15 protein-coding genes and 1 pseudogene are annotated in these 15,881 nt (G+C 36.0%); 10 read left to right on the forward strand and 6 right to left on the reverse strand.

The genetic code is table 11. The features are described 5' to 3' along the window. Positions 1 to 496 (reverse strand): replication/maintenance protein RepL (locus ACOI7Z_RS05680; RefSeq protein WP_420702059.1); only part of this gene is annotated, 496 nt, incomplete at its 3' end. A 904-nt stretch (positions 497 to 1,400) separates the two neighbouring features. Between ACOI7Z_RS05680 and ACOI7Z_RS05685 the strand changes: the two genes are divergently transcribed. The 3 genes from ACOI7Z_RS05685 to ACOI7Z_RS05695 all read left to right on the forward strand — a co-directional run bounded on the left by ACOI7Z_RS05685 (position 1,401) and on the right by ACOI7Z_RS05695 (position 4,464). After that, a complete protein-coding gene (locus ACOI7Z_RS05685; RefSeq protein WP_072011301.1) occupies positions 1,401 to 1,670 on the forward strand; it encodes a hypothetical protein in 270 nt (89 codons plus the stop codon). 169 nt (positions 1,671 to 1,839) lie between these two features. Then, positions 1,840 to 2,802, forward strand: a complete 963-nt coding sequence (locus tag ACOI7Z_RS05690) for a hypothetical protein (RefSeq protein ID WP_087848996.1) — start codon at positions 1,840 to 1,842, stop codon at positions 2,800 to 2,802. A gap of 51 nt (positions 2,803 to 2,853) precedes the next feature. Next, positions 2,854 to 4,464 (forward strand): class I SAM-dependent methyltransferase, encoded by a 1,611-nt coding sequence (locus tag ACOI7Z_RS05695; protein ID WP_087848995.1) that lies wholly within the window; start codon positions 2,854 to 2,856, stop codon positions 4,462 to 4,464. A 76-nt stretch (positions 4,465 to 4,540) separates the two neighbouring features. Here ACOI7Z_RS05695 and ACOI7Z_RS05700 read toward each other — a convergent pair whose 3' ends face one another. After that, positions 4,541 to 4,918, reverse strand: a complete 378-nt coding sequence (locus ACOI7Z_RS05700; RefSeq protein WP_087848994.1) for a hypothetical protein — start codon at positions 4,916 to 4,918, stop codon at positions 4,541 to 4,543. 38 nt (positions 4,919 to 4,956) lie between these two features. Continuing rightward, positions 4,957 to 5,430: a DUF4755 domain-containing protein gene (locus ACOI7Z_RS05705; protein ID WP_087848993.1), complete on the reverse strand. Its 474-nt coding sequence runs from the start codon at positions 5,428 to 5,430 to the stop codon at positions 4,957 to 4,959. A gap of 433 nt (positions 5,431 to 5,863) precedes the next feature. Here ACOI7Z_RS05705 and ACOI7Z_RS05710 point away from each other — a divergent pair, with 433 nt between their 5' ends. Next, positions 5,864 to 6,415, forward strand: coding sequence for a membrane lipoprotein lipid attachment site-containing protein (locus ACOI7Z_RS05710; protein WP_087849046.1), 552 nt, complete (start codon positions 5,864 to 5,866; stop codon positions 6,413 to 6,415). A 10-nt stretch (positions 6,416 to 6,425) separates the two neighbouring features. After that, a pseudogene (locus ACOI7Z_RS05715) lies at positions 6,426 to 6,704 on the forward strand (hypothetical protein). 159 nt (positions 6,705 to 6,863) lie between these two features. Here ACOI7Z_RS05715 and ACOI7Z_RS05720 read toward each other — a convergent pair. The 3 genes from ACOI7Z_RS05720 to ACOI7Z_RS05730 form a co-directional block, all read right to left on the reverse strand. After that, the gene (locus ACOI7Z_RS05720; protein ID WP_087848992.1) at positions 6,864 to 7,847 is read right to left on the reverse strand and encodes a DUF4238 domain-containing protein; all 984 of its coding nucleotides are present in this window, start codon (positions 7,845 to 7,847) and stop codon (positions 6,864 to 6,866) included. A gap of 132 nt (positions 7,848 to 7,979) precedes the next feature. Then, the gene (gene mobQ / locus ACOI7Z_RS05725) at positions 7,980 to 9,482 is read right to left on the reverse strand and encodes a MobQ family relaxase (RefSeq protein WP_087848991.1); all 1,503 of its coding nucleotides are present in this window, start codon (positions 9,480 to 9,482) and stop codon (positions 7,980 to 7,982) included. A 618-nt stretch (positions 9,483 to 10,100) separates the two neighbouring features. Beyond that, complete coding sequence (locus ACOI7Z_RS05730) at positions 10,101 to 10,496, reverse strand: hypothetical protein (protein WP_032721012.1); 396 nt, start codon at positions 10,494 to 10,496, stop codon at positions 10,101 to 10,103. 155 nt (positions 10,497 to 10,651) lie between these two features. Here ACOI7Z_RS05730 and ACOI7Z_RS05735 point away from each other — a divergent pair, with 155 nt between their 5' ends. From ACOI7Z_RS05735 to ACOI7Z_RS05755, 5 genes are all read left to right on the forward strand, one after another. Further along, positions 10,652 to 11,326 (forward strand): hypothetical protein, encoded by a 675-nt coding sequence (locus ACOI7Z_RS05735; protein WP_087848990.1) that lies wholly within the window; start codon positions 10,652 to 10,654, stop codon positions 11,324 to 11,326. Further along, the gene (locus tag ACOI7Z_RS05740) at positions 11,319 to 11,633 is read left to right on the forward strand and encodes a conjugal transfer protein TraD (RefSeq protein WP_087848989.1); all 315 of its coding nucleotides are present in this window, start codon (positions 11,319 to 11,321) and stop codon (positions 11,631 to 11,633) included. Before ACOI7Z_RS05735 ends, ACOI7Z_RS05740 begins: the two co-directional genes overlap by 8 nt. A gap of 550 nt (positions 11,634 to 12,183) precedes the next feature. After that, positions 12,184 to 12,630 (forward strand): type 4 pilus major pilin, encoded by a 447-nt coding sequence (locus tag ACOI7Z_RS05745; protein ID WP_170927828.1) that lies wholly within the window; start codon positions 12,184 to 12,186, stop codon positions 12,628 to 12,630. A gap of 281 nt (positions 12,631 to 12,911) precedes the next feature. Further along, complete coding sequence (locus tag ACOI7Z_RS05750) at positions 12,912 to 13,481, forward strand: type 4 pilus major pilin (RefSeq protein WP_087848987.1); 570 nt, start codon at positions 12,912 to 12,914, stop codon at positions 13,479 to 13,481. Positions 13,482 to 13,736: 255 nt separating this feature from the next. Next, positions 13,737 to 15,329 carry a prepilin-type N-terminal cleavage/methylation domain-containing protein gene (locus ACOI7Z_RS05755; RefSeq protein ID WP_087848986.1) on the forward strand — a complete coding sequence of 531 codons (1,593 nt, stop codon included), beginning with the start codon at positions 13,737 to 13,739 and terminating at the stop codon, positions 15,327 to 15,329. The last annotated feature ends 552 nt before the right edge of the window (positions 15,330 to 15,881 follow it).

Below are 15,881 nucleotides of genomic sequence, written 5' to 3' on the forward strand. Positions count from 1 at the left end.
AACGATCACCATTAAACATATAGTCTGGATTAATAAAATAATAGTTTTGTATCATGGTCTCAGCAATAAATTTCTTGTCAGCAAGTTCTTTCATACCTTTGAAATAAGTAGTTCTTGATATTTTTACGATATCTTGATCAACAATATCGAATGACATTAATATAGTATCTGTATCTTTATTATCTCTGATAGCAAGATACAGTATCTTGAATACTTTCTTACCGGATGAGGATAAACCCTCAATAGCTGATACGCCATCCACATAAAGCTTCACGAACTGTGTCTTGTCTACTTCCATAGACTGAAAGAAACCACCATTACCAACTTGCTCTCCCGTACTCTCATTAACTAATGCTAATCGATCTTTTCCTGTAGTAATACGTCTGACGCCAGTTTTTGTATGTAGACTTGTATCATTAAGAAATGGGTTTTTAGTATGACGTGGGAGACCTCTTCTTGATTTCTTTACTTCAGTTTGTATCTTATTTTTTATCATGGTATTTACTCCTTTATTTTTTTAGTTATACATTTAAGTAAATACTATATTTTGTGTGCAAGTCAATACTTAAAGTTTATATTTTTTAAAATAACTAACACTTGATGTTCTTACGTATAAAACTTGTAGTGCTACAGAATATATAAAAATAACACTTTATTATTTGAGAATAGTTATCAACTTAAGTACCGGGATTCGGGACTTTAACTCCCGAGAGTGCGTACTTTGTTTTAAGCTATAGCTTGCTTGAGAGCATTTTTCTTCTTCATTATTCAAATAGCGAAGCTTTGGATGACATTTTAAAGAATGTAATATTGAAAATAGTTCTTCTTTTTAGTTGATTGGTGCCTTATCAAAATGGTACCAGTTGTGTTATCTGTGTTATTTTTCCTACTATGATATTACAGCGAAGTGATTGTTTTCTACAATCACGAACCGCTGCGACTATCGGGACTGCTTAATTAAGATTTCTTTTGTTTTATTAGCGTCTACGACGCGATCTTTTTTGGATAAATCCAATATTAACAGGGGCAAGCCCTGTTCAGCAGAGTGATTGTTCGCAACAATCACGAAGTGCTGCTACCAAGGATATAGTTTTCCTATACGTTTAAGAGCAAATGCTATATGTCTAAAGGGAAAAACTATGTTTAAACATAGGATCTAAATTCAGCATCATGAGGAAAAGAGATCAAACAATGATCGAGTACTTTTCTTTTTATTTAACAGACAGGAGATGAATAAAATAAAAATGTCAGCGTCAGGGCGTAGCCGTGCGTCAGCACAGAGATAAAGATTTTTTCAAAAAGTAGTTTAAAAATAAGAGGAAAAATCATGGTTAAAACATAAATAAATTTGATTTTCACGATCGCGATGTAGTATTAAATAGTAATAAATAAAAAATCAAATGAAAAATATTAAAATGATAACACTCTTTCATCCCCATGAGAAAACACCATTTATGATCTGTATTGTAAACAAAGTAGAAGGTACTGAATATGGAATAAAACTCACTCTTGAAAATGACAATGATATTTATGTCAATAATTATAGCCATTATCTGTTATCGGAGTCTGTAAGTCGTTGCGATAAAGATAGGTTGAAAAATATTTATATTCGCTTGGTTTCAGAACTCACACAGATGAGTGAAGAAACTATAAAATCACAGATGTTATAATCTGAGTTATCAGTTTCAGATATTGTGATGTTATCCATAAGGTCAATGCTTTTGGGTTGAATCCATATCCAGAGCTATCAACGAACATGGGTCAGGTTAAAGTCGAATGCGATAAGTAGCAGTGTTCTGGTAAAATGCGTTGTCTGATAGCGTCAGGAGGCGATGAGCGATGGAAGGTAAATTAATTTTTTGTTCCGATGCAATACTGCGGTTTCAGTCCGATTACGATGAAAGCTCGGCGGTTCCATTGCTACCCATACAGAACACGATGGCCAATACCGATCCCTTTTTTCTTCTTCGCTTCTTCCACCATACGACTCTGATTGAAGAAGGAACAACACTGGCAAGTATCTTCTTGGCTATAGAGCCGTGGAAGGCGTTGTTAGCGGCTTATCTGGACAGAGATGTTGGTGCATATATAGATGAGGTAAGAAAACCGTCCGGGCCAACGACATGGGATATTGAATGGATTGGAATTGACCGTCGAAGCTCGGTTTATCGTGCTTACAAGCGTCAGGATATGGAAGAAGGGGAAGATTTTTCGGCCTATTTTAATCGCGAGCGGTTCCCGACTGATGAGTTTGACATAGAAAGTAGCTGCGATGCTTCAGGCTTCATTAAAGGGGATAAAGAACGCTGGAGTATCAGCGGTGATGTTCACGAAATTAAAAATCTGCCTGTAATTCTCTATAGTAAACAAACATTGATGACTTCGTCGAAGGATGGATTGTTGAAGAAGAACGTATCAGGGGTGAAGAGTACCAAGCATTGCTGCTTAGTTTATGGTGATACCTCGTTTTCGTTCAGTGAGGTAATGGAAGCTATCTTCATCAGTGGGCTGTTCTTCTATGCGCCAAGAGACGCCGCCAGCAGCCTTGATGAGTTGAAAGCGAGTTTAGCCGGGTTGGAAGAAAAACTGGCTGAAGGGCCTAAAACAGAATCGACTGATAATAAAACAGATAAAGAGCCTAGCATAGTCGTAGCCGAAGGTGCTTTTGACTCGGTTGCTCTTCATATGGAGTCGGAAGCTGAGGAGTGGCAATCCATTAAGGAGCAGTGCCAGCGAGAAGGTGATCTACCTATCCGCATTGGTGACATTAGAATGGCTGAGCCTATCCAGATTATACCTTAGTTGATATTCTTACTAAAATGTGAATGCTAAATTATAGAGCGGAATTTAATAATGTATAAAGAAGAAAATAAAAATATAGCTCGTAAAAGTGTTTTAAAAGCTGCGATTGAGGCGCTTACTTTGCGTAGAAAAAACTCGACTTTAGCTCCTAAAGACTATATTCGAAAAGTTAAAGAGTTTTATAAGAAAGACGAAAGTGATCCTCGTGCGTTTATAGTTGATGCGTTATCGGAGGAAACAATAACTCGGTGGGAAGAATTCTATGATTCAGTAATTCAAGATAGGACTGCGCGTAGTATCAAAGTCGCATATTTATCTGGGCCTAACCCTGAGAATGATTTAACTGAAATGACTAATATGGGGCTTTTGCCAGAAAATATTTGGGCATTTGAAAGTGATGCCAAAATATACAACGAGGCAGTAATCTCTGCACTTGCTTCAAAATTTCCTTTTATAAAATTAATTAAAGCAAATATTGGGGATTTTTTTGAGGTGTCACCGCAGAAATTTGATCTTATATATCTTGATTTCTGTGGACCATTGCCAAGTAAGAAAGCTGGTCAGAAAACATTAAAGGCAATAACATCAATATTAAAATATCATGCGCTTTCATCTATCGGTGTTATGATAACAAATGTAAGTCTACCGTCAAAAGAACAAAATGCAAATGAGCATAAAAATATCGTAAATTTAGTTGCGAGTTATCTCTATCCAAAATCAACATTGGAGAGTAATAATCCTGAATGGAACTGTACTGATGGTGCAATTTCTAAAGGTTATAGTCTCGATGAATGGCATAAAAAAGTTGAATGTGAAATTGAAGACTTCTATGGCCAGTATATAACGAGATTATTAGTTGACCTGATTTCGGTGATCTCTCCATACGATAATTTCACCTCATCGCATTCTTTATATAAAAATATGTTTAATATTTCTAATTACAACGATCTAACTAAAAGCGTAAATGATTTATTTCATTTTGATAGCAATGGGAATGGTGGGGATATTATAGTTGATTCAGGGCTATTTCCAATCCTTTGGACAATTGCATCAATAGATAAAAAAAGTAATAAGAAAGATGAAAATTACTATCAAGATATTTATTATGATAATGATTTTAATGATTATGCTCAGTCTTTTTTATCTCAAATGAGTGCTAATGGTAATGCACATGATCTAATAAAAAATGTTTCTAATATGCATTTTCTATTAGATGAAGGGCGTACAGAGAATGATTTCTATAGTGATTCCCTGCTAAATCTCAATAAAATAAATTGGCATCAATCAGTTTATCCATTTTGCGATCTTTTTTTGTTTCATCAAATTAAAGAGGTTTTATTCAGGCAATTATCCGTACCTTATCATGTAAACATGGAAAGGACAATGAGATGGAAATACAAAGCAAAAGACACCAATATGTATATGGATATGTTGGTGCTTGATGAATGTCGTTATCTATACGATTGGATGCCTTCACTTGATATGTTTTATAGTGGGATGATGGATATCGAGAGGCAATTTAGTTTTAGGTTTATTCTCGACGCTGTAGCTAAGCATCGAATGATTTATAATAATGAATTCTTTTATGGGACTGCATCTGTTAGTAGATTCGAAACTGATTATGTTGAAAAAGTATTGAGTGTTAGAAAGAATATAATCTAATCATATTGAGTAAAATCACTTCTCAAGGAAGTGATTTTACTCATGAAGTTAGTTTTCATAAAATTAAATGAAACCACTAATCAAGCATACCTCGTGTAACTTTACTGGCTGTCTGACTAAAATTATAACGTTCTACAACATCACCCTTAAACCAGATATCCAGCGATCTAATGTGTGCTGTACTGCTATTGGTTAGTAGGGCGAGACCGGGAACGTAGTTAGATAGCTGGCTTTCTCCCGTCATACTGGAGTAACTCCACATCTCTTGTCCGTCATTCGTGGCGCGTGTCTGTGGTTCTCCGAATGCGGTAAGTATCTCTTGTTGAGTGGTTTTCCCCTTGATGATTTTTAGCTTTACCGTCTGATGATTTTCATCTGTGAGAGATTTATTTCCCTGAACGGTGCAACTGGTAAGTGGAAGAATAACTAATACAGCAATAAGCATTTTTTTCATTTTAGTTCCATAGGTAGATAATAGTTAAAAATAATGGTTTACAATACATATCGTTGAAAAACTAACAGCCAGCGTTCGCAAAGTTCTTGATTTGACGTTATTTTATTTTTAACGGGAACATTAATTTTCCATATGGGATTTTTAATATCATCGGTTAAGATATTAATACCTGAGCGTTGATTAGCTAAAATCTGTTCTCTTCCGTTAGCAATGGCTGCATTATTCATGCCTCGTAATGTTCCATTCCCGTAAAATTTTCCAGCCTCTGAGAGCGTGTAATTGATCTCTCTAATATTGTCATAAGAATATGTTTTGTCTTTTTCTTTATCGAAAAACCGAACTGTACGCTGTTTGGTGTCTATAACGATCCCGGTTCTCTGACACTCATAAGATAAGATGTCGCCGTCCAGAATTTCCATGAAGCTGTTGTAGTGCTTTTTCTTCTGTATATCTACTGCGGTCATGATAACGATGAAAAGTACCACTAAAAACACGATACTGATTGCTTCCACTTTTACTTCCTCCATGTAAATGAATTAATGGGATATGGCCTGCTCGCAGAACTTTAAAGGGTTTTTGGCTCTTATGGCGTTGCGGCTAAGGCTCTTGTCCCAGCTTTTCAAGCCTATCAGAATGTAAAAATATGATCGATACAAAAGATCAATAATTGAATATTGATAGTTTTTATCGATTAAATGCATGATATCGATCGGTGATTAATTGCTTAAAACGATCGAATATTAATTTATGATAGGTGTAACATATCAAGATGTTGTTTTTGATCGTTTTAAACGATATGACGAGTCTCAAAAAGAATTGAATCCTATCAATTGGTTAGGCAGTGGTTTTGTTGTGACTATCGGTATCAACACGTAGAAACACTACGGCTAGCCACAAAAGCATCAACATATGGCAACATTTTTGATTATTAGGATGGATAAGCAGATGAAGAAGATTTTACTCATTGCTGGCGTAGCTCTGGCACTGGCGGGATGTGGTGAAAAAGGCGATTTTGAGAAAGCGATCAACGCGAAAATATCACAATCAAAGCTGTGCTACTCCCTGCAGGACAACGACATTGTATTCAACAAAGGTTTTCCGATTAAGGTTAACCGTGGCTACCGTTCTGCCGGATACAGTGCCAGTGATGAAATCCTTAAAGGACTTGCTGAACAGGGTCTGCTCACTGTTTCTCAGCAGTCTAACGGCTTTAGCAGTGTTGATGTTCTGGAAGTAACAGACAAAGGCCAAGAGGTTGAGTTTTGGGATCGTAAAGGTGGTGCCTGCGTTGGTCATCGGATTGTTGACAAGATTACAGAATGGACGGAACCGGGTGAAGGTAGTCAAAAAGTAGTTCGCGTATCTTATACGTGGAAACTCGCTGACGTTCCTTCATGGGTGGACAAAAAAGCGTTCTCCAGCGTCAAGGGTATGAATGAACCTGAAGAGAGCATGATTAATCTTGTTAAAACCAGCAATGGCTGGAAAGCGCTCTAAGGTGTCTATCATGGAAAACAATACCATCAAATGCCCGTACTGTTTCAAAGAGGGTCAACGTGGTTTTCACGTTTGCACTGGGTGTCAGGTGATTATTCTGTATGGAACCTATATAGTCTGGTATGTGTTTGTGGTTATTCTGTAGGCTTTTGGTCTGTCCTTGCTAATTGGCATGTCTAAAGATATGGCAGGGGTTATGATCAGTTTGCCAATAGTCGCTATGGTAGGATTTGTCGCTGGTAAGGTGATTTACTCAGATAATGTTATGTTTATACCAGAATATAATTGAAAATATTATTTTCACATAGTGTTTTAAAGTTGACACCTATTAGTATACCTATATCTCGAATCACTTATTAAATGAAGCGATTCGAGATGTTTTTAATACTTCAACTTCTTATGTTTATAAATAGAGTTTAATAATTCTTGATTAGTGTGTGGTTTATTTCTATTTTTCTTTTTTGGCGAGAAAATCATTTTTACTTCTAGCATATAAGTATCTATCTGATTGCTCATGAATTATACCATTTATAATGGATACTTTTTCAGAGCTAAAAAGATAATCTATTGAAATTCTATTTGGGTTTACATTATTGAACGTATTTCCTTTTTCTATTTGCATTAATAACTTCGGTGTTAATGGAATAAATCCAAATATATTATCCTTGAATATTATCACGGATGGTGAATCAGATGTAATAAAACGTTTTTTTGTTCTGTTTTTAAAAATCCTTATGGAATAATTTTCCTTTGCGAGCCTTTCTGCTAATAAAAATGAGTCTATGTATAGAATGTATTGAATTAATGATTTTTTTTGTATATTTGTAAGTTCACTTTCAATTTCATTTTTAATAATGGAAAATGAGGAGATTGTATTTTGGAATGTCGCTAATGCTTTAGGGGTTCTATGTAGTTGAAAACAATAAAATGCTAATAAAGATTCAAATGTCCCATTTGGTATGAATGTTTCAATCAATGTACTATTTAACTCATTGAACTGATTAATTGATTTAGATAACGTATTCTCTATATTGGAATATTTGTCCTCTAAGAAATTTTTTTTAAAAACATCATACAATTGTTCAAGCTTATTTATTGTATGTTTATCATTAAAAACAATACCCTTTTTTTTATATGCAATATCATCTATAAGTTGAAATTTTTTAAATTCTGATAAAATGGAATGCAATAATTTATCATTATTTTTAAGACGCTCAGAATACTTATATACTAGCATGTCATAAACAACATCGTCAATTAATGAACCATAAAAATATCTTTCTTCACCAACATCTTTAGTACTTTTTTTTGCATAAGGAGGCTTGTTTTTTTCTGATTTATGATTAACCCATATACCATCTCGACCAATCCAATTTTTAAGGTAAAACTGCGGCACATAATGTTGTTTTTGTTTACTCTTAATATCTGTCATAAATTATCACTCACATTGTAGTTGCTGCTTAAAAGTAAATAGTCTGGTATGTGAAAATTTTGTAGTAGAAACACATATATACACCATTACAGATGATTCTATCAAGAGTAATGTATAAGCTAAAAATGAATATCATCTACTTTTATTGAATACTGATGCCCTAAATGAAGAATGATTCTTATTTCTTTCTGATACTGATTGCGATGAAGAGGTATAGCCCGGATCATTACCTGCTTTACGCTGTTCCTCTTTAGTGCGACTTGGAAAACGCATGATCTCATCCGGTTTTGGACTATACGTGTCACTGTTGAATCTGACACGTTTTTCATGTTCAGTGCGTGGCACATAGATGCCCAGCACTTCATCGAACACGTAGTTTTCTGCTATACGCTTATCGTGTTCAACATCGCCTGAAACCGTGGCAGGCTTCTTCTTGGCCCAGACAAATTTTTCTTTGAAAAAGTCTATGATATAGACTGTGAAACGCTTAAAGACGCCACTCTGGCGAGGTTTAACTTGCTTCCTCTTACTTTTAACAGGAGCGCGTTTAATCGTGCCAGTTGCTGGAGAAGTGGGGGTTTTCAGTTTAGTCCGAGGTGAGGTAGGGATCACCAGTGACGGTTTGGGGTCTCGGTTAACCTGACTTACCTTATCAGGATCACGATATGATTTTGTTGCTGGTCTTTTTTGTGAAACTGGAATCGTCGGAGCAGGTATTGTTTTTCTGTTATCTGCTGTACTGGCGAGAACATCAGCCAATATGATTTCCTCCGGCTCAGGGAGAACAGATACAGTAAAGTTCCTGACATCAACCACAATATCCAGTGGCAGATCTTTAAACAGGGAATACGTCTTCTTGGCTTCTTCCCTCCTGTCATCACGAACAGCCTGTTCTGCTGCACGCTGCTGTTGAGCGGTCTGAGTGTTCCAGCGACTACGGGGGATGTGTCGCATTGGATCACGGTTTGTTTCTTCAGCTTTGGCAAGCCAGATAGCTTTGTCTTCATTGTTAACAGCCACTGCTGCCAGTTTAAGTGCTTCTTGATGCTGAACCCTGATGGAACGGTGGTCAACACGAACCTCATGCTCATATTTCTCAAGGAATTCGTTACAGAAGTCCTGCCAACCTTTGCGCCAGCCATCAAGCGTTTCAGGCTTATCCCACTCACGGACCTTTTTACCAAAGCCGGTAGAAAGAACCCCACGGGTTGTTCCCATGATATGGATATGAGGGTTATGACCATTAATATCGTGGATAACAACATCGGCAATGATTCCCTTCTTGGTGAAGTGTTCAAGAACAAAAGCAGCGGTGAGTTCAATGCTTTGTTCTGGTGTTAGCTCAGCGGGCAGGGCAATTTTAAACTCTTTGGCGAGACGGGCATCTTTCCTCTTCTCTGATGCTTCAACAGCATTCCAGAGTGTTTCACTATCTACTATCAGATCTGGTGGTGTATTTTCAGGGGCAAAAATCTGCGCAAAATAAAGGTCCTTTTTATGCGCTGTTTTACGACCATGAATATCACCAGTACGATTATCAGTGAATACTTTACGATGACGATAGGCAGCGGAGGCAACCGAAGATTTGCCTTCGCCTCTGCTGATGTTCTCCATTTTAAAACTGTATATCGCCATCCAAAGATACCTCTAATGCTGACTAGCTGGTTTTCGTTTTACGCAAGGAAAACGCTGGGGTTGACCTTGATTTTGTTTCCGAAGGAAACGGTTTTAGCCCCGCAGGGACCGTCGGTAGACCCCACGGCATTACGAAGTAATGCGTAAGTGGGCATTGCTTTATTTTTATTTGCCATAAATGGCTCAAAAAATAACGACGATGTATAACGTTTCACTCTTGTTAATTAATACCGCTAAACAGAAAGTCTGTAAAACAAATAGGGCCAAAACTTACTAATGACAGCTTTAAAACAGGATGAGTGGCAGAGGTATAGCGCTAATGTCTGCAGTTTGGGTTTTTAGATAGTGTCCGAAGGACGAAAGGAGTATTAATATTTCCCGCCGTAAGGCGGGAAGCCTAAAATAAGACTAAAAAACATAAAATAAAAGATGCTGTTAGTGAAATTTGTTCTACAGGTTGAGAGATGAAATTGGAATATTGAAATGTACGGTTAAAACGTTTTCATTAAAATGCAAAAATAAGTAACGGGGAGAGTATTGGGTATTTTATGTTAGTGAACGCTCGCGTATGTGTTGCATAATTACATATATAGGCTGTTGCACTTTTGTGTAAAAATTTTAAAGCTTGGCGCTCGATACTAATTTAACATTTCCATCTTGAGAAATGATAAATATGTGTAAATTAAGTCTTTGCAAGACTAACGCTGGTATCTTATTCATCTGCTGATGATAGTCAATGATATCAGGTATCGCTATAGCATATTTATATTCAGGATTATTCATACGCATTAACAACTGCCCCAAACATGTCTTAAAATCAAGGCCAATTTGTGCTGTTTTCCCTTTAACCTCAATAATCCATGTTTCATTAGTGCTTTGGTGGACACATTTTAGATCTATTGGTTTCTCCGGGACTATAGAGTATTCTAATTGTATAAAATATTTTTCTAGTTGTTCCTGAATGAACGATTCATTAGGAAATACATGAGGCAGTTTGTAACCTTTTTTGAACATAATGGTTCTGACGCTAAAGTAATTTGATGAAGAACATTGTATCTTTATTTTAACTAAATGTATAGAGCATAGTATTTAGACTGTGGTGGTTTTTTGACAAATAATAAGAACTATAATAAGTAACATTTCATATTAAATAATAAAAGGAGTGTTTAATGAATGTATTTAACAGCAATGATTATGAAAGGGCCTGCATATGGTATGAACGCATCAAATATTGCGTTGAAAAATTTAACATAAAAATAGAAATTCTAAGAGAGAAATTAGCAGTGGATTTACTGAACAATCAAAGTGTCAACTATTTTCATACCGATTACCAATCGATAATAGATAACTTTGAAACAGAAGTTTATCACATTATTGAAACATATGAAGTAGAACAACGATACCTGCCATTCTTATGTATGATAGTCGAGGAGTATGTTGATTTAATATATGACTCAACCAGCTTTGTTTTACGTGTGTTAGGTCACAATGGTTTTCATGAGCCTCATAATATTCCAACCTTTGGCTATGAGATATATGAAGCTATTGGTATATTAAATTTAGGCATAGAAGATGTAAAAGAGCAGACAATATATAAATATCATAAGATGGATTTTGCATATCACGATTGGTGCTCTAAGTATGGCGAACAAGAGTTGATTAAATTATGTACTAGTTTTGAAGGCCGAGTCGCAGGGCTATTTAAAGAATATTGTTTCGAGACAAACTGCATTCCTGTATTGATGGCTATCATTATTAATGAAACTGACCAGATTTATGGATTTTCAGATTACGGATTTATTGATTCTTTAATCATAGCTATAGAGAACAAGATGGATGAATAATATGAGTGAAGAAGATAAAAACCATAAAGTAAGTAAATCATTACAGCAAAAAATTGCCAGTGCTCAACTACGTCTTAATCGATTGCAACATAAATCAAAGGTTGAAGCCAAACAGATTGAAACACGTCAGAAGATCATTCTTGGTGCTGAAGTTGCAAAAGCAGTTGATAGTAATGTGTTTGATGTGGACAAAGAGTTGGTTCTTGGTTTTCTTTTGCACATTCGCGATCTTAATGATGAAGAGGTGATTAAATATAGAAAGAAAGGACGTGCATTTCTTCTCGAAATGAAGGGCAGGCAGATTTAATTATTCATATCTAACATCTATATATTTATTGCTGCATATTAATTTGACTCTTTATCATTCAGTGATGTATGTACATCATCATTATAGAATAAATAAGAGGTGTGGTGCTATGATATGTGAAATTATACAAGGGTTTAAAAATTTCGGATGGAATAAGAAAAATCAAGACATAAGTTCTTCGAAAAACAAGGCATTTGCCCGACTACAATGGATTACAAAAAAAGATCGTGGTGATATATAAAATTATCATTTTAAATTAACTTTGGCATTGACTTTTAAATAATATAATTATATATATTATTCATCACTTATAAAGTGAGACCATTAATACAGATGAATAACTCCATATTCAATCTTGTAATTCTGTATTGATGGTTTTTAATAAAGTCAGGAAGCTTGCTTCCAATAAAAGGGTTGGATAATCTCCAGCCCTTTTGTTTTTTATAGAGACTTATAAATGATAATGATGTAAATTTTTACCTGAACTTGATTTATATTATTTATGGATTACTTTATCTCTTGTCAGTTAAATACAGGAGTTATAAAGCAAATGAGAGAGTCAGTATTAGTTAATTATAGGAAAAGTCAGAAAGGATTTTCCCTGTTAGAGCTTTTGTTAGTTCTTGGGATTGTTGCAGCACTAATAGTAGCCTCATTTATCGGGTATCCGAAGGTAAGAGATGCAAGATATGTTGATGTCGAAGCTAAACATATTGGACAGATTTATGCCTCTGTAAGGAATGTGTATGCCGGGCAACCTGACTACAGCGGGCTGGCAACAACAGCAGTAGCTATACCTGCACAATTTTTCCCGGATGACATGCTTTCAAAAAAAAACACATGGGGAATATCATCATGGGGGGGGTATGTTGTCGTTGATGCTAATGATGTCAGTCCATCAGGACTGGCGGCTTCATCATTTACGATAAGTTATTCAGATGTGCCTGATAGTGTTTGTATAAAGCTAATATCTGCTGTTGAAAGTTTCCTTCTATAATATCTATGTTTCAAACCAAAAGGGTATAAATGGCAGTGGTGAATCAGCGGGTAAGAATTATGGAACAATGGTTAAACAAAATGGGACTGGCACGGACATAACGCTAATGACATCCACCTGTAATAGTGGAGGTCAGAATAACAGGATTGTATTTTTGGCACTTTAAAGGTAAGCCGTTCATCAGTAAAAGTGAGCTAAAACTATTTTAGTGTCTTGTTTTTTATCGTACATCAACTATTTCTTTTATAACCTTACGATTACCAACAGGAGATATAAAGGAAATGAAAAAAACAGTATTAATTAAAAATCAAAAAAGCAGGAAAGGTTTTTCTCTCTTAGAATTATTGTTAGTTCTTGGGATCATCGCAGCATTAGTTGTTGCTGCTTTTATTGTTTATCCTAAAGTTCAGGCTTCACAACGTGCACAGGCTGAAAGTAATAACATAGCAACAATACAGGCTGGTGTAAAAGCACTCTATACATCAGCATCCAGTTTTACCGGATTGACAAATACTGTTGCGGTTCAGGCGAAAATATTCCCGGATAATATGTTGAGCGGTTCAGGTTCTTCTGCAACACCTATCAATGCATTCAAAGGAAATGTTGTCGTGGCATCGGCAAATACAGGGCCTTCCGCAGCGACAGGCTCCTCATTTACAATAACCTATTCAAATGTGCCAGCAGCAGAATGTACCAAGATTATCACTGCAGCCGCAGGGAATTTCTATACAGCAGGTGTAGGAACTGCAGGTAATGTCAAAGCCGCAGGTGAAGTATTAGATGTTGCTAAAACCGCGACGCAGTGCCAAAGTGGTGGGAATAGTAATACATTGATATTTACTTCTTTATAAAAGTAGCATCATAGCCATAGTGTTCCACCTTGCAATATGGTTATGATTTACCTCTATAGCCTTTCATATAATTAAAGATGGTTAGTGCCATCTTTAGTTTTTCTGTTTTTGTATACAATAAAAAGACAACGCATTCTCTGGTAATCCGTCTATCTATTATTAAATTTGTTTCATGTTTTTGCTGCTTTGATATCTTGATTTATTTAATCATTTTGATAATTGTAATATTTAAGAGCAATAAATTAAGGTGAAAAAATGAATATGATTAATGTAAAAAGAGGGTTTTCTCTGTTGGAACTTATATTGGCATTAGGTATTGGTAGTGCAATGGCCTTGTTGAAGTTTCAGGATATGAAGGCATCACAAGAGGACTTTACGGCAAAAACAGCCGGAGAACAGATCAGACAAATTGGTGAAGCTGTTAATGGATACATTAACTTACGCTACGATAAACTTTCTACGTTAACATCGAGTAGTAGTCAGAGTAATGATCCGGGGCCAAGAACGTGTAATGCGTCGGAGTGTGAAATAACCTACCAGACACTAATAAATGAAGGGCTTTTGCCTGTTTCTTATAGCGGTCTTAATATTTACAAGTCATCATATAAAATCTTGCTAAAACGTAGCGGAACGACTCCTAACTATGTGATTAATGGTTTGGTTGTAGCTACTACGGCATGGAAAGAGGGTGGAAAAACACGCTACGATCTGCTTGGAAAAGCAATGCAAACTGCTGGAGTGGATAGTGGTATGACTCAAAGTACAACAGTTATTTCCGGGATGCAGGGGCAATGGCAGGAGTCTTCTTCTAATTTCAGTAATATTACGGGTAGTGGTTTGCTTGGATTCAGAACTGGTTTTAATAGTGCATTATATTCCATATATTTACGCCGTGATGGAACTCTCCCCATGACAGGTGATTTAAATATGGGTGGCAACAATATTAACAATGCAAAGAATATTACTGCGTCTGGTACCGGTAGCTTTGGTGGCAATATCACATCAGGTGGCACGGTCACAGCCGCAGGGCAGGTGGTTGCTCATAATGGATATGGAGACACTATTGCACTTGGTGGTGATGCTGCTGGTAATGATTATGAAATAAGATTAAGTAATGGCACTAAACCACTGACGATTTATTCTCCAAATGCTGCAGATTATACCACTGTTTTAAATGTTTATAAAAATGCAAAGATACAGCAACGCCTTGCGACTAATGGCCTTGATCCTAATGATTTGCCTTCAGGCTGGAGTGGTGGTCTAAGAACTAATGATGTTTATGCGGCGGGAACAGTTGGTGCAGGTTCAGGAGGTGCTATTAATGCTTATCTAAATAGCAGTGGTAATATTTATGCTTCCAATGATATTAATGCAGGACATCAAGTTAATACTCAATATTTGTGGGCTTCAGGTAATGTTAACTCTAACTATATCCACTCGAATGGAAATATTGATGCTGCTGGCCGACTTAATGTTGGTGAATATGCTTATGTAAACGGTCAGGCGGGAATTGGTGGTGGTTGTTCTCCGAATGGTTTAATCGCAAGAACAAGCAGTGGGAGTCTTGTCTCCTGTGTAAATGGGGTTTGGAAAGCAGCAGGTCAAGGAAGTATTTACTATAACTCTGCTACAGCTACTGCTTACAGATTTCCAACTGCTTCTGTTTATTGTAATGGTAATGATATAGCTCTTGGCGGTGGAGGGCAATGCTCAAGTAAGTCTGGATATATATGGTTAAATGGTAATAGACCTGTTGGAGATAATGGTTGGTTTGCCTCGTGCGATCAGAACAAAACAGATGATGGCAATTCAAGTATCATAACGTATGTAAAATGTTCGGCCCAATGATAAATCTCCAAGAGAATTTTTACTTTATAATTGTAATGGATTTTGTGAGGAGGAATATATGTCTGTAGCTGATTTTTTAATTTTGATATCAGTTTAGAAATTTTTTGCTCATAATCCATTTAGTGGGTCTATTACTATAGTGCTGTAGCTGAGAGTTTGAACCGAAGATGGCTCGGTATACATACTGTTGAAGAATATCTTGATGGCGTGTTATATAGATTTGAGGAATGACAGTATTGGCTTCTCTTTGTAAGGGGCCAATTAACAATATTTTTTATATAGGCATGTCTTATCTGCAAAATCATTATGTCAGATATTATTTTTCTATATTACTTGGGTTTGATTTTAATTTCTAATGGTTAGAGGCAGACGTTTTATAAATCTAACTAATAATTGATATTAGATTTATCGATTTTCGTGACCTTCAGATTATATATATTAATAATATATTACTGATTGGTTTTCTTCCGGTTTTAGGAAGAAACCGAAATGAATCAGTATGATCTGTAAATTACTATGAACAGCACGCTTATAAATGATATGTACTGTTCA

Origin of the sequence: Klebsiella sp. C283 (genome assembly GCF_048822555.1) — a bacterium.
Taxonomy (GTDB): domain Bacteria; phylum Pseudomonadota; class Gammaproteobacteria; order Enterobacterales; family Enterobacteriaceae; genus Klebsiella; species Klebsiella quasipneumoniae.

Excerpts from the sequence above, each read along its gene's own strand:
- ACOI7Z_RS05710 (WP_087849046.1), top strand. The coding sequence starts at position 5,864 with ATGAAGAAGATTTTACTCATTGCTGGCGTAGCTCTGGCACTGGCGGGA.
- ACOI7Z_RS05700 (WP_087848994.1), bottom strand. The coding sequence starts at position 4,918 with ATGAAAAAAATGCTTATTGCTGTATTAGTTATTCTTCCACTTACCAGT.
- ACOI7Z_RS05735 (WP_087848990.1), top strand. The coding sequence starts at position 10,652 with ATGAATGTATTTAACAGCAATGATTATGAAAGGGCCTGCATATGGTAT.
- ACOI7Z_RS05740 (WP_087848989.1), top strand. The coding sequence starts at position 11,319 with ATGAATAATATGAGTGAAGAAGATAAAAACCATAAAGTAAGTAAATCA.
- ACOI7Z_RS05730 (WP_032721012.1), bottom strand. The coding sequence starts at position 10,496 with ATGTTCAAAAAAGGTTACAAACTGCCTCATGTATTTCCTAATGAATCG.
- ACOI7Z_RS05750 (WP_087848987.1), top strand. The coding sequence starts at position 12,912 with ATGAAAAAAACAGTATTAATTAAAAATCAAAAAAGCAGGAAAGGTTTT.
- mobQ (WP_087848991.1), bottom strand. The coding sequence starts at position 9,482 with ATGGCGATATACAGTTTTAAAATGGAGAACATCAGCAGAGGCGAAGGC.
- ACOI7Z_RS05745 (WP_170927828.1), top strand. The coding sequence starts at position 12,184 with ATGAGAGAGTCAGTATTAGTTAATTATAGGAAAAGTCAGAAAGGATTT.
- ACOI7Z_RS05755 (WP_087848986.1), top strand. The coding sequence starts at position 13,737 with ATGAATATGATTAATGTAAAAAGAGGGTTTTCTCTGTTGGAACTTATA.
- ACOI7Z_RS05685 (WP_072011301.1), top strand. The coding sequence starts at position 1,401 with ATGAAAAATATTAAAATGATAACACTCTTTCATCCCCATGAGAAAACA.
- ACOI7Z_RS05720 (WP_087848992.1), bottom strand. The coding sequence starts at position 7,847 with ATGACAGATATTAAGAGTAAACAAAAACAACATTATGTGCCGCAGTTT.
- ACOI7Z_RS05690 (WP_087848996.1), top strand. The coding sequence starts at position 1,840 with ATGGAAGGTAAATTAATTTTTTGTTCCGATGCAATACTGCGGTTTCAG.
- ACOI7Z_RS05695 (WP_087848995.1), top strand. The coding sequence starts at position 2,854 with ATGTATAAAGAAGAAAATAAAAATATAGCTCGTAAAAGTGTTTTAAAA.